Raw genomic sequence first — 12,447 nt, 5'->3', positions numbered from 1 at the left:
CGGCAGGGACATTAATACGTATGCAAGTATAATATTCGTTAAGAACACTCGGTGCTCGTGCCGGAAATTCCGCCGTCCTTTCGAACGAAGGACCCGATCTACGCTAGGACCAAGTTCTCAAGCTGGGCGTGGAGTTGCTTCGACACTGCGTAGCAATCGTCTTGCTGCTGCTTTTTGCAAAAGGTCTCCGAAGACCACCAGTCATTGTACCCAGTAGCTTTGACAGCATCGGTCCATTCCTTCAGATCAAGCACGCCCTGGCCTGTAGGGACGTCACGAAGCAAAACTTCGTTGGGCACCCCGCCTTCAAACTTAAGCGCGTCGCACACATGCACTCCAAAAATCCGCTCTCGAGCGATACGTGTGACGTCCTCTGGGGTGTCTCCGGACGTATAGCAATGCCAATAGTCGATCACCATTTTTAGGTTCTCGCGGTCGGCCTTGTCCAGGAGTTCAATCTGATCTTTCAATGTGTTCAGGGGCGACCACGCAAGTGCCTCCAAATAGATGACGATGTTACGCTCTCTAGCCATATCAGCAAGCAGCGCTAGATTCCGCGCGGTAATCGAGACTTGCTCCTCCCGGTCATAAGCGAGTACCCCGGAGTACCCCTTCATCGGGCGACCTGCTCGGTGAGCCTCGACCGCCTTGTAGTCTAGCGGACCGTTTATGACCTGAACGCCCCTCGCGCCGACCATGGCCGCGATATCCAATACCTCTTTTGCTTGTGTCAACAACGCGGCGTGATCCGGACCGTGTCTTTCGATGTCAATTATGGTCCCAACCCCGTACACTGACAGGCCATCGAGAGCGCGCGCCAATTCCTCTCTTGAGCGTCCTGATGCAAGAAATTCACGGACTTTGTTGGCTGTGATTTCAATCGCGCCGTAGTTGCTCTGTCTAGCGATGTCGAGTTCCATCACCAGGTTCGAATGTTTCGCAACCGTGGTATTGAATACCAGGGTGTTAGTGCCTGCCATTGGTCGATCTCCAGTTTATTCCAACCAGCGTCATGAGCCGGTTATCCAATGTAAGCGCGATATGGCTCCACGCCGACGCCTTAGGCGCGACGGACCCATCGCTGCGCGATCCCCAAACCCGCTACGCAAAGCAGCAGCAAAATGAGATAGAGAAATGCGGTTCGCAGGTCCGTTTTAGCGGCAATCACTCCTATTACGGCAGGTCCCGTGAGCGCTCCCGAATATCCGCACATCGTGACGAGGGAGACAGCCGAACCGTGCGGAACATCGTGCTGCGTGCCGATCGATGAAAACGCCACAGGAACTATGTTCGCCGAACCTATCCCAACAATTGCATAGCCGATAGCGCAGAGCCACTGCTGAGGCGCGAAGACGATCACAAGCAGACCGGACGCGGCGAACAATGCACCCAACGTTACCGTTGTTCTGGCTCCCAGCTTCGTTACGATCGCGTCTCCCGTTAGACGGGTACACGTCATCGAGACAGCAAAGATAACATAGGCATAGCCCGCGTACCGAGGATCGACCGCCCAACTCGCTACGGTCAGGAGTGCGCTCCAGTTCAGCAGGACGCCATCAATCAGGAAAAGCGAGAAGCAGATAAAGGCGACAATAATGATGAATCTCGTCGGTACGGAAAAGCTAAGCCCTCTTGAGCTCCTCGATTTCAAAAACCTGTTCGAGATTGGCGCGTAAACCACTAGCAACACGATCCCTATGATCATGCCGATAACCGACGGGGAGACGTTTCCGGCGAGCATACCTACTGACGCAATTGACCCACAAATTCCGCCGAGGCTATACATTCCATGAAACCCTGGCATCAAAGTCCTAGCCGCTCGCCTTTCCACTTCGAGGCCGTGGATATTCATCACACAGTCGAGGCCGCCAAGCGCAGCCCCGAAGACAAACAGCAACGCAGCCGAGATCTCGATATTCCGGCTGACGACCAAGAGGGGGAGCGATGCCGCAAGCAGCAGGACGCACACCGCGATCGGCTTCGTGCATCCATACTTAGAAGCGACAGCGCTTCCTACGGGCATACCGAGTAGCGAGCCGCAGCCTAGCAGCCCCAGAAACAATCCAAGTTGAGCTTCATCGAGCGCGAGGCCTGACTTGACGAAGGGGACCAGAGGCGACCAAGCCGCGATCGCCGTGCCTGCTATGAGAAACACGATTCGCGTTGCCGCTGCAGCCCGCGTGACTTGGCGGCCCTCGTTGAGCAAGGTGTTATCCATCTCGTTCCTCCCAGATGTCGCGAACGTTGCATACGAATGCAAAAAAGCAAAGAGGAAATTACACGATCGCTTATCTCGCAGTTGCTGGTTGCCAATATCGTTCCTGCGAACCGGCACTCCGGACTGCAATTGATTTCATGTAATAAAATTGAACTTTTCCCCGTAAAGCACAGACAAGGGCGACGAAGCGCTGGGTTGACTGCTTCATGATGCGTCAATTTCGCCGCAGCTGCGAAATTGCCGTGAATTTTGTTTTTATGAATAGCTATTCAACGGCGTTTCAAGCCGTGAAAAGAACCAGCCGCCCGCCTTGGGCAGGCGGTCATCTGGGGAACCGCGCCTAGCAGCGCAAAATGAGGAGATTATGATGAGAGTGAAGTCTGTACTGATGCTCGCTACTGCCCTGATGTCGTCGGCTGCAGTCACGCGTGCAGAAGAACCATCTGCGGAAGTGATCAGCCACTGGGTGTCGGGCAGCGAGTCCGCAGCTTTGGGCAAGATCAAAGACGCTCTCGCTGCCAAGGGAGTTGGTTTCAAGGATTCGGCCATCGGCGGCCTATCAGGCGTAAATGCGTCGCAAGCGCTCCGCGCGCGTATCATCGCAAAGAATCCGCCCACCGCAATGCAGATGTATGGCTTCGAGCCGATCACGTGGGCTCAGCAAGATGAAGTGCTCAATCTGGACGACCTGGCGGCGAAAGGAAAATGGGACGAGACAGTGCCCCCCGCGCTCCAAGCCCTGTCCAAATATGACGGTCACTGGATCGCCACGCCCGTGAACATGCAGCGCACCAACATGCTTTGGCTAAACGCAAAGCTTTTCAAGGAAAAGGGAATCGAGCCGCCCAAGACCTGGGACGACGTGATCGCGGCAGGCGAGAAGTTCAAGGCCGCTGGTATCATTCCTCTCGCTGCCAGCGATGAGCCCTGGCAGGTTGCCCTCATCTTCGACTCCCTACTTGCCGACTTGAACGGACCGGACTTCTACAAGAAGGTCGCTATCGATCTGGATGAAGACGCAATCAAGAGCCCGGAAATGCTCAAGGTCTTCGATTCTTTGCGGAAGGTCCGCGGCATCGTCGACGACAACTTCGTGGGTCGGAACTGGGCCGATGGCACGGCGCTCGTGGCGAACGGCCAGGCGGCGATGCAGCTGATGGGTGACTGGGCGAAGGGTGAGTTCGCCGGCAAAGGGCTCAAGGCCGAGGAAGACTATCTTTGCATCGGCACGCCAGCTCCACAAACCATCTACCAGTTTGTCTCTGACGTGTTCGTTTACTTTAAGAACGACGACGAAAAGCAGAAAGCAGCATCCCTCACGCTCGCAGACGTCATTATGGACCCAAAGGTTCAGCATGACTTCAATATCGTTAAGGGCTCTATTCCTTCTCGCTCAGACGTCGATATGAATGGCTTCGACAAATGCTCTCTCGACGAGAAGGCTGCGCTCGAGGAAGCATCAAAGAACAATACTCTCGTCGGCAACCTGTCGAACACCTCGGCGACATCGGCCGAGTTCACGGCAGTCTTCTCGGAAGTCGGGGCGAAGTTTTTCGTCGGCAACATGACCTCACAAGAAGCCGTGGATCTGCTTGTATCTGGCATCGAAAATGCGCGCTGAGCCCGTCTTGGGGTGACGGCTCACCTGACAGGGCAGTAGGCGACGCCTACTGCCCACCCCTATTGTCTGGAAGAACCAATGAAACAAAAAAACAGCTTCAACTCGGCGTTCGAGCGGCATCTCCCTAAGCTCGTGCTGGCGCCGACGCTGGCCCTCGTTCTGATCGCCGTGTACGGATTTTCCCTTTGGACCGGGGTTGTTTCCTTCACCGGGTCGAAAATGATGCCCGTGTACAATTTCGTGGGTTTCGAGCAGTACGTAAGGCTTTGGACCACGCCCCGCTGGCACACGGCCGTGTACAACCTCGGCATCTTCACCTGTCTGTTTCTGGTGATCACAACGTCGCTTGGGTTGTTCCTGGCAATCCTGCTCGACCAAAACGTCCGGGGCGAGGGTTTCATTCGGAACATCTACCTCTACCCGATGGCGATTTCGTTTGTGGTGACGGGCACTGCGTGGAAATGGATTCTCAATCCTGGCTTCGGAATCCAGCGAGTTGTCAACGACCTTGGCTGGACGTCTTTCACGTTCGACTGGATCGTGCGCCCGGAGTACGCAATCTTCACCGTTGTACTCGCTTCGGTCTGGCAGTCTTCGGGCTTTGCAATGGCAGTCTTCCTAGCGGGACTTCGCGGGATCGACGGATCATTGATCAAAGCTGCGCAGATTGAAGGTGCAGGGCCCTTCCGTATTTACACAAGCATTATCCTGCCAATGCTCCGTCCGGCTCTCCTAAGCGTCCTCGTCCTGCTCGGACACATTGCCATCAAGTGCTTCGAGCTCGTTTTGGCGCTCACCAATGGTGGCCCCGGCGTGGCCACGGAGATGCCCTCCACGTTCATGTACGGGGCGACTTTCCAGAGAAACCAACTGGGGATAGGCGCAGCTAGCGCGATGATGATGCTTATGACCGTGGCGGCGATCATCGTGCCTTATCTTTATTCAGAACTGAGGAACCGACGCGATGGCTAACAAATTTCACTGGCGCCGCGTGTTTCTCTACGCGATCCTGCTCCTTTTCGCGGCCTTCTACCTAATGCCGCTCGTGGTAATGATCTTCACGTCCTTGAAATCACTCGACGAGGTTTACGCCGGCACATTCATAAGCCCACCTCCTAATCCTTCGTTCAATGCATGGAGGGTTGCATGGTCGGAAGGCTGTATCGGCACCGCTTGCGTCGGCCTGGAACCATATTTCCTAAACAGTATTCGGATGGTCATTCCCGCCGTGCTGATTTCGACAATGCTCGGCGCGCTCAACGGCTACATTCTGACGAAGTGGCGCTTCAAAGGTTCCGAGTTGCTTTTCGGCTTCGTGTTGTTCGGGTGTTTCCTTCCCCTGCAAGCCGTCATCCTTCCCATCGCTTTCGTTCTCGGGTCACTGGGTCTTGCTGGTTCCGTGTACGGACTGATCCTCGTACACTCCGTGTACGGGATCGCGTTCACGACATTGTTCTTCCGGAACTATTTCGTCACGATACCTACGGAACTCGTAAAAGCCGCCACCATTGATGGGGCCGGCTTCTTCAGGATCTTCTTTTCGATCATGCTGCCTGCCGCCTTGCCGATCATCGTCGTGTCCTGCATCTGGCAGTTCACTGGGGTATGGAATGACTTCCTATTCGGAAACTCATTCTCATCCGGCTCCCAGACGCCCGTCACCGTGGCGTTGAACAACATGGTGAACGTCGTCCTGGGGCGGAAGCAATACAACACCGACATGGCAGCCGCGATGATAGCCGCGCTGCCTACCCTTCTCGTTTATGTTTTTGGCGGGCGCTACTTCGTCCGCGGCCTGACAGCCGGCGCAGTGAAAGGATAATACAATGGCAACCTTGCAGATCGACGGCGTAGGTAAGTCCTACGGTCAGGTTTCGGTGCTTGACGACGTGAACATCAAAATCGACGACGGCGACTTCCTGATCCTGCTGGGACCGTCCGGGTGCGGCAAATCAACATTGCTGAATCTAATCGCCGGGCTAGACAACATTTCCGAGGGAGAAATTAGGATCGACAACCAGCGCATTAACGATCGGCCGGCCCGTGATCGCGATATCGCAATGGTTTTCCAATCTTACGCACTCTACCCCACGATGACGGTGCGGGAAAATATCGAGTTCGGCATGAAGGTGCGGAAGGTGCCGAAGCCCGCAAGGAAAGAAGCCCTTGATCGCGTTGCATCCCTTCTTCAGATCCAGGCGCTCCTCGACAGAAAGTCTTCGCAGCTCTCGGGAGGTCAGCGACAGCGCGTAGCTATCGGACGCGCCTTGGTTCGCAATCCTAAGCTTTTTCTCTTTGATGAACCGCTGTCCAACCTGGATGCAAAACTCCGCGACGACATGCGGACTGAGATCAAGAAGCTTCATCAACGACTGAAGACGACGATCGTCTACGTTACCCACGATCAAATCGAAGCAATGACGCTTGGCACCAAGGTCGCTGTTATGAAGGGCGGCATGGTCCAGCAGTTGGCGGATCCAGAGACGATCTACAACTATCCTTCGACAGTTTACGTCGCACGATTTGTTGGCTCGCCTGCCATGAACATTCTCAACGGGACGCTCGTTCGGACACAAAACGGATCGGCCGCAGTGCGACTGAACCGATCCGGCGCTTCCCCCGTCGATGTCGGACCAATCGAGCTGTCCGCTGAGAGCGTCGAGAAACACGTTGGGAAGCAGGTCCTCGTTGGTATGCGACCGGAACACTTCAGGACGGCTGTCGATCCGACGGCCGGCTTCGACGTGCGTGTTGAAGTCGTCGAGCCGACAGGGCCGGACGCGCTGGTGTTTTTCAATCTGGGCGATAAGGAGGTCATTGCACGCTTGCCGCCGCGAAGCGTCAAGGCCGAGCAGACCGCGCTTCTCACGGTGGACGCGACGAAGACTATCTTGTTCGACCCGGCGACGGAAAACCGCATTATTTAGTGGCAACCGAATTCCCCAACTGGCCCGGCTTCCCGCCGGGTATTTTTTGGGAGAAGGCTGCATTGGCACTCCCCCGAAAGCAAAAGGCCGCAACTTTCGTTGTGGCCTCTTCTCGTTCACCCCTTAGGATGGAGTTCAATTGCCATCCAGATGGCATCGGTATCTGTCCAACCGCGGTGCCACGGATATCGGAAATCGCGATCGCCTAACACTCTGACGATTGGATCATGCGTCTCACCAGGCGCGACCGTGATTTCGCGATATTTCGTGTTGAGGTCTCTCTCTCGATAGATCTGAATTCGGCCGAACCCGAAGATCTGCGTGTGTATTTCGAGGAAAGTATGCTCGTTATGCAGAAACGCGTCGGTTTTGGCGGGTGCCCACCAGAGATTCAGCCTGATATCGTATCTGTCGACGAACTTTGAATCGGAAGGCATGTTGGCAAAGCGGTAAGGATTGACCTCGACCTCGCCAACCACATCATACGGCGAGATGTATAGTGGATTGGTGCGCGGAAAAGCATCGTACCGGTTTCCGAACCAGTCCCATCCATCGAGAACGACCCCGCCGAGATTCGTTTCGTCTGGCACATTGACGATCGAGACCCTCTCGGCCCTCGCGATGCGTCCTCCCTTGAGGATTGTCGACTTCCACGGCGGCACGACGCCCGGAATATCACCGCCGATGTACATCGGCCTGTTGGAAAGATTTGTAACAGATCCCGTCGCTTCGTAATCTTCGACGTTTTCGATGAGCTTGGCCTCGACAAACTTTCCCGCGAACGCGAGCTCTCTCTCAATATTGCTACTCATGCGGCTATTCCACTTTAAGACCGTTCCGGGCATTAGCGCCCGGCTCGGTGTCCCTGGGAGGACGTGTCGATATCGTTGAGGCGAACTCCAGGCACACTGGCGGCCGATTTCTTTTCTCGGCTTAGCTCCCTCGGCACATGTACTAATTACCGCAGTTTCCAATTAATTAGAAGGCCCAGGCTCGCCCTCGCCTCAAATATTTCGCCCATATTCATGCCCGTGAGCCTCGCATTGCGGTAATTCCGGCATAATTTCACGCCATCTGAGCTGAAGTCGAGAAATAACCTTGCATTCGCGCGTAAGCCGTCTATTGTGTGGGTACGTATTCATAGATCTATCGGGAGGAGAAGCGATGCCCTATGCAAGCTCAAATTCTCCGAATTGCAGCTGAGGCCGAAGCCTTTCCAAGGGCTCGGCAGGCCGTGTGCATTCTCTGTCTAAAGCTGAACCGCGCCCCACAACGTTTAATATCGCAGGGAGCATTCAGAAAGATCATGAGCAGCAAAGAGAAACCGGATTTCATCATAATCGGTGGCGGATCAACGGGTTCGACGCTCGCCGGCCGACTAACGGAAAACCCCGATGTGAGGGTTACTCTTCTCGAGGAAGGCCCCAAAGACTGGAATCCGTACATCCATTTTCCGGTCACTTATTATAAAACCGCTAAAGGCCCATTGCTCAAGCGCTACGAGTACGTACGGAGTGACGTTCAAGCCTTCCAGCAGTCTCCGACCATGGTCCAAGCTCGTGTTCTCGGCGGAGGCAGTTCGGTTAACGCTATGCTCTATGTGCGTGGCGTTCCAGCCGACTATGACGAGTGGGAGTCCTTGGGTGCTACCGGCTGGAGCTACCGGGATGTGCTGCCGTATTTTAAGAAGGCCGAGGACAATAACAGGTTCTGCAACGACACACACGGAGTCGGCGGGCCTCTCGGAGTATCGGACCAGGACTACACCCACCCACTTACGAAGGTTTGGTTGCAGGCATGCCAGCAAGCAGGGCTTCCCTACAACGATGACTTTAACAGCGGCGACCAGACCGGCTGCGGGCTTTATCAGATCACCACCAAAAACGGCCGCCGCTCGAGCGCCGCTGTTGCTTACTTAAAGCCAGCGCGTGGAAAACCTAACCTCACCGTTATGACGGGCTGCACCGTCGCGCGCGTGATTGTCGAACGGGGCCGCGCAATCGGTGTGGAATATAAGCAGGGGGGCAAGATCAAGAAGATGTTTGCCGACCGTGAAGTCATCATTTCCGCAGGGTCGTTCAATTCCGCGAAACTGTTGATGTTGTCCGGCATCGGCCCCGGCGAGCATCTTCGGAGACATGGCATTCCCCTTGTTCAGGATCTGCCAGGAGTCGGCAAGAACTATCAGGACCACATGGAGATGTCGCTGGTTTATCGCCTTAGCGGCCCTCACAGTTATGACAAATACAAGAAGCTGGGCTGGAAGGCACTGGCGGGAATGCAGTACGCCCTATTCGGCAGTGGTCCTGTAACCTCAAACGTCGCGGAGGGCGGTGCGTTCTGGCGCAGCAAACCCAGTCTGCCTCATCCCGATCTTCAACTGTTCTTTCTTGCCGGAGCCGGAGTGGAGGAAGGCGTCGATACGGTTCCAGGCGGCAACGGCTGCACGTTGAGCATCACCCAGACGAGACCAAAGTCGCGTGGGTATGTAGAGCTTTCCGGCGCAGATCCCGAACTCCCTCCCGTAATCGTGCCAAACTATCTCAAGGAGCCTGAAGACCTGGCCTGTATGGCAGAGGGCGCGCGCCTCGGTCAGGAAATCATGCATCAGCGAGCGCTTTCTCCTTACATCGCAGGCGGCCATGCACCTGAGCGACCGCTCCGCACGCAGGAGGAGTTCGAGGCGTTCGTGAGGTCCGAAGCCCATCCCGGTCTCCATCCCTGCGGGACCTGCCGAATGGGCGTGGATGGCATGTCCGTGGTCAGCCCCGACCTTAAGGTGCACGGTATCGACGGCCTCAGAGTCATCGACGCTTCAGTCATGCCCAACGTGGTTTCGGGCAACCTCAATTCAGTGGTCATCATGATAGGCGAGAAAGCGTCAGACATGCTTCTCGGCAACCGTGTCCCACAAAAGCACCCAGAGGTATCCAGCACTGCCATCCACTACGCAAACTAGGACTTCAAGAATGTATCAGGATTCCAACGCAGCATATTGTTCGGCAAGCATTTTGCGTGACGCGTACTCGGTTCTGTTGCCAGCCTATGATCGTGTGGATGTCGAAGATGTCCGCCATTTTCTGGACCAAGGCGGCTCCTCCATACTGCTCGGTTGCAGCAGGCGAGAGTACGTCGCCCGAAGAATGAGCTCTGAGCGCCAGGAACGCGAAGATGCAGCTCTGTTCCGCAAGTTCGGCGAAGAAGTGCGTAATCTGGTGCCAAACGCGCTTATCGCCATCGATTACGAGATCGGCGGCGTCCACCGGCTCCATAAGCTTGCTCCGCAATTGGATAAGCCAGAGGTTGCTTTGGCGATGACCTTGCCGGAAGTCGAAGCTTTTGGAATTTCGGCAGGCAAGGCCGCTAGAGAGCTCGGCGTCAACTACATACTTTCGCCTGTCCTCGATATGCTTTCCGGACCAAATCCCTGGCTTCGGGACAGGACGCTTGCTGCAGATCCCAAACGCGTCTCCGAGATAACCAGCGCCTTCATAAAGGGAGCGCAGTCTGAAGGCATCGCCGCGACCGCCAAGCACTTTCCAGGGCACCCGAAAGTCGTGGTCGATCCTTTCGATAGCGCGGACGTCATCGTGGAGGCGTCCCATGGACAACTCGCGTTTGCGCTGGAGCCGTTCAAGCTAGCCATCGCGTCGGGCGTTAAATCTGTCATGACAGGGCCGATTCCAGTTCCGCAGTACGATCCGCTCGAACCTTCATCCACCTCGGCGGCAGTTGTCCGGATTCTCCGTGGCACCCTTGGCTTCGGTGGGCTGATCGTCAGCGACGACATTGATCTGCCGGGGACCTTGAGAGGTCGTTCAGTCCCCGAGGTCGCCGTGGCGTCACTAAATGCCGGGATAGATCTGCTGCTCCTCGCGGGAGGAGCCCAGGTCGACGTGACAGCGCGCGCGATAGCTGACGCGGTGGAACAGGGACGCCTTGAACCCTCGAAGCTACAGAGTGCTGCCGCGAATATCAGGGCGACAGCCACCTCCGTGGTTATCTGAGCGAGTTCGGACGCAAAAATGATGAGTGATGTGAACCTACGGCCAGATGTAATCGTCATTGGGAGCGGCGCGGGAGGAGGAACTCTCACGAAAACGCTCGCTGATCTCGGCGTTAGTGTTCTGCTGGTGGAACGGGGCGGACCTGTGCCGAGAGAGTTCGAAAACTGGCAAGTTGATACGGTCTTCAACAAGAAGAAATACAGCCCCTTCGAGACATGGCTTGATCGTGGGGGCAACACTTTCCGGCCGTCGGCATGGTACAATGTAGGTGGATCGACGAAGTTCTTCGGAACGGTGATGACCAGATTGAGGGCAAGGGATTTCGAGGAAGTCGAGCACGCCGAAGGCACGTCGCCGGCTTGGCCATTCCGCTACGACGAGTTGGAACCGTTTTACGGCAAGGCCGAATTTCTCTTCGGCGTCCACGGCGACCCCGCTCTGGATCCTAGCGAGCCCTTCCGAACCACCGCCCTCCCTTACGGTCCCGTGGGATCGGAACCATTCGTCGCGCGGGTAACGGAGAAACTGAAAGCAAGAGGCCTACACCCGTTCCCCCTGCCCGTGGCCGTCGATCTACATCCTGGGGGGAAATGTATCCGCTGCGGCACATGCGACGGGTTTCCCTGCGCCACCGGCGGCAAGAACGACGCTGAGACAAGGTGCGTCGAACCAGCATTGAAAACCGGACGTGTGACGCTCTGGACGAAAGCCCAAGCTACGCGCCTGATAATGGATACTGAAACCAGACGTATCCACGCTGTCGAGATCGAGCACGAAGGTATGATCAAGAGTGTTTCCGCTAAGGTAATTGTGCTCTCAGCTGGCGCGGTCAATTCAGCCCTACTTCTTCTTCGATCTGCTAACGGCGCGATGCCCAATGGGCTGGCGAACTCCTCGGGAGTGGTGGGTAAGAACTACATGACCCACAACCTGACAACCTTCATGGCCGTATCGTCGGAGAAGAACCCAACACGCTTTCAGAAAACATTGGCGTTCAACGACTACTACGACGGCGACGAAGAATTTCGTTTCCCGATGGGCAATGTGCAGACACTCGGGAAGCTTCAGGCTGGCATGCTTGTAGCTGGCGCGAAATATCTTCCCCAGTTCATTGGCCGGGAGTTGACGAAGCGGAGCCTCGATCTGCTCGTTACCTCCGAGGATCTCCCGCATGCTGCGAATAAGGTTTCGTTGAACGGCAGCACGGTTCAGATATCGGTCACTGCCAACAATATGACCGGCCACAAGAGACTCAACAAGAAGCTGACGAAGCTGCTTCGCGAGATTGGTTTTCCCCTCGTTCTTTCAAAGACGCTTCCGGTCAACTTCACGGCGGCGCAATGCGGTACCATTAGAATGGGTTCTTCACCTCAGACTGCGGCACTCGATGGCCATTGTCGCTCTTACGATCACTCAAACCTGTTCGTAGTAGACGCTTCATTCTTTCCATCCTCCGGAGCGGTGAACCCCGCGCTGACGATCGCGGCGCAGTCAATTAGGGTGGGCGAGCACATCGCGAAGAGCGAGTTCGGCATCCGGAGTGCAAGTGAGGCGGCTTGACGGAGCGACGGCACCTTCCCGAATATGCGGATAATCATCTTGCATATTCAGGATCGGGCTGGCAGGAAGGACCGGCGACGATTTGAGAGCCGCTCGCGCGGGCGACCTCGAATT

Annotated in this window: 10 protein-coding genes; 7 read left to right on the top strand and 3 right to left on the bottom strand. The window is 55.9% G+C overall.

The window, feature by feature from the left end:
* Window positions 1-98: 98 nt before the first annotated feature.
* On the bottom strand, window positions 99-980 hold the full coding sequence (locus tag FHT71_RS12840; protein ID WP_183719876.1) for a sugar phosphate isomerase/epimerase family protein: 882 nt from the start codon (window positions 978-980) through the stop codon (window positions 99-101).
* An 80-nt stretch (window positions 981-1,060) separates the two neighbouring features.
* Window positions 1,061-2,347 carry an MFS transporter gene (locus FHT71_RS12835; protein WP_183719874.1) on the bottom strand — a complete coding sequence of 429 codons (1,287 nt, stop codon included), beginning with the start codon at window positions 2,345-2,347 and terminating at the stop codon, window positions 1,061-1,063.
* Between the two features lie 238 nt (window positions 2,348-2,585).
* On the opposite strand from FHT71_RS12835, the gene FHT71_RS12830 reads away from it, so the two are divergent.
* The 4 genes from FHT71_RS12830 to FHT71_RS12815 all read left to right on the top strand — a co-directional run bounded on the left by FHT71_RS12830 (window position 2,586) and on the right by FHT71_RS12815 (window position 6,766).
* Complete coding sequence (locus FHT71_RS12830; protein WP_246717986.1) at window positions 2,586-3,839, top strand: ABC transporter substrate-binding protein; 1,254 nt, start codon at window positions 2,586-2,588, stop codon at window positions 3,837-3,839.
* A 78-nt stretch (window positions 3,840-3,917) separates the two neighbouring features.
* Entirely contained in the window at window positions 3,918-4,811 is an 894-nt protein-coding gene (locus FHT71_RS12825; protein WP_183719868.1) for a sugar ABC transporter permease, read from the top strand.
* The gene (locus tag FHT71_RS12820; protein ID WP_183719865.1) at window positions 4,804-5,661 is read left to right on the top strand and encodes a carbohydrate ABC transporter permease; all 858 of its coding nucleotides are present in this window, start codon (window positions 4,804-4,806) and stop codon (window positions 5,659-5,661) included. The genes FHT71_RS12825 and FHT71_RS12820 overlap by 8 nt, the downstream gene beginning before the upstream one ends.
* Before the next feature lie 4 nt (window positions 5,662-5,665).
* Window positions 5,666-6,766 (top strand): ABC transporter ATP-binding protein, encoded by a 1,101-nt coding sequence (locus FHT71_RS12815; protein WP_183719862.1) that lies wholly within the window; start codon window positions 5,666-5,668, stop codon window positions 6,764-6,766.
* A 116-nt stretch (window positions 6,767-6,882) separates the two neighbouring features.
* On the opposite strand, the gene FHT71_RS12810 is transcribed toward FHT71_RS12815, so the two are convergent.
* Entirely contained in the window at window positions 6,883-7,578 is a 696-nt protein-coding gene (locus tag FHT71_RS12810; protein WP_183719859.1) for a hypothetical protein, read from the bottom strand.
* Window positions 7,579-8,072: 494 nt separating this feature from the next.
* Between FHT71_RS12810 and FHT71_RS12805 the strand changes: the two genes are divergently transcribed.
* Genes FHT71_RS12805 through FHT71_RS12795 form a run of 3 tightly spaced genes read left to right on the top strand, consistent with a single transcriptional unit; the run spans window position 8,073 to window position 12,333 of the window.
* Window positions 8,073-9,725 carry a GMC family oxidoreductase N-terminal domain-containing protein gene (locus tag FHT71_RS12805; RefSeq protein WP_183719856.1) on the top strand — a complete coding sequence of 551 codons (1,653 nt, stop codon included), beginning with the start codon at window positions 8,073-8,075 and terminating at the stop codon, window positions 9,723-9,725.
* A gap of 10 nt (window positions 9,726-9,735) precedes the next feature.
* The gene (locus FHT71_RS12800; protein ID WP_183719853.1) at window positions 9,736-10,773 is read left to right on the top strand and encodes a glycoside hydrolase family 3 protein; all 1,038 of its coding nucleotides are present in this window, start codon (window positions 9,736-9,738) and stop codon (window positions 10,771-10,773) included.
* A gap of 21 nt (window positions 10,774-10,794) precedes the next feature.
* Entirely contained in the window at window positions 10,795-12,333 is a 1,539-nt protein-coding gene (locus FHT71_RS12795) for a GMC family oxidoreductase (protein WP_183719850.1), read from the top strand.
* Window positions 12,334-12,447 lie beyond the last annotated feature (114 nt).

The organism is Rhizobium sp. BK060, from assembly GCF_014193145.1.
Lineage (GTDB): Bacteria > Pseudomonadota > Alphaproteobacteria > Rhizobiales > Rhizobiaceae > Rhizobium.
This window is presented reverse-complemented; position numbering and strand designations above follow the sequence as displayed.

What these genes read in the sequence shown, in the direction of transcription:
- FHT71_RS12840 (WP_183719876.1), bottom strand. Translation starts at nt 980, where the DNA reads ATGGCAGGCACTAACACCCTGGTATTCAATACCACGGTTGCGAAACAT.
- FHT71_RS12830 (WP_246717986.1), top strand. Translation starts at nt 2,586, where the DNA reads ATGAGAGTGAAGTCTGTACTGATGCTCGCTACTGCCCTGATGTCGTCG.
- FHT71_RS12825 (WP_183719868.1), top strand. Translation starts at nt 3,918, where the DNA reads ATGAAACAAAAAAACAGCTTCAACTCGGCGTTCGAGCGGCATCTCCCT.
- FHT71_RS12820 (WP_183719865.1), top strand. Translation starts at nt 4,804, where the DNA reads ATGGCTAACAAATTTCACTGGCGCCGCGTGTTTCTCTACGCGATCCTG.
- FHT71_RS12815 (WP_183719862.1), top strand. Translation starts at nt 5,666, where the DNA reads ATGGCAACCTTGCAGATCGACGGCGTAGGTAAGTCCTACGGTCAGGTT.
- FHT71_RS12810 (WP_183719859.1), bottom strand. Translation starts at nt 7,578, where the DNA reads ATGAGTAGCAATATTGAGAGAGAGCTCGCGTTCGCGGGAAAGTTTGTC.
- FHT71_RS12805 (WP_183719856.1), top strand. Translation starts at nt 8,073, where the DNA reads ATGAGCAGCAAAGAGAAACCGGATTTCATCATAATCGGTGGCGGATCA.
- FHT71_RS12800 (WP_183719853.1), top strand. Translation starts at nt 9,736, where the DNA reads ATGTATCAGGATTCCAACGCAGCATATTGTTCGGCAAGCATTTTGCGT.
- FHT71_RS12795 (WP_183719850.1), top strand. Translation starts at nt 10,795, where the DNA reads ATGAGTGATGTGAACCTACGGCCAGATGTAATCGTCATTGGGAGCGGC.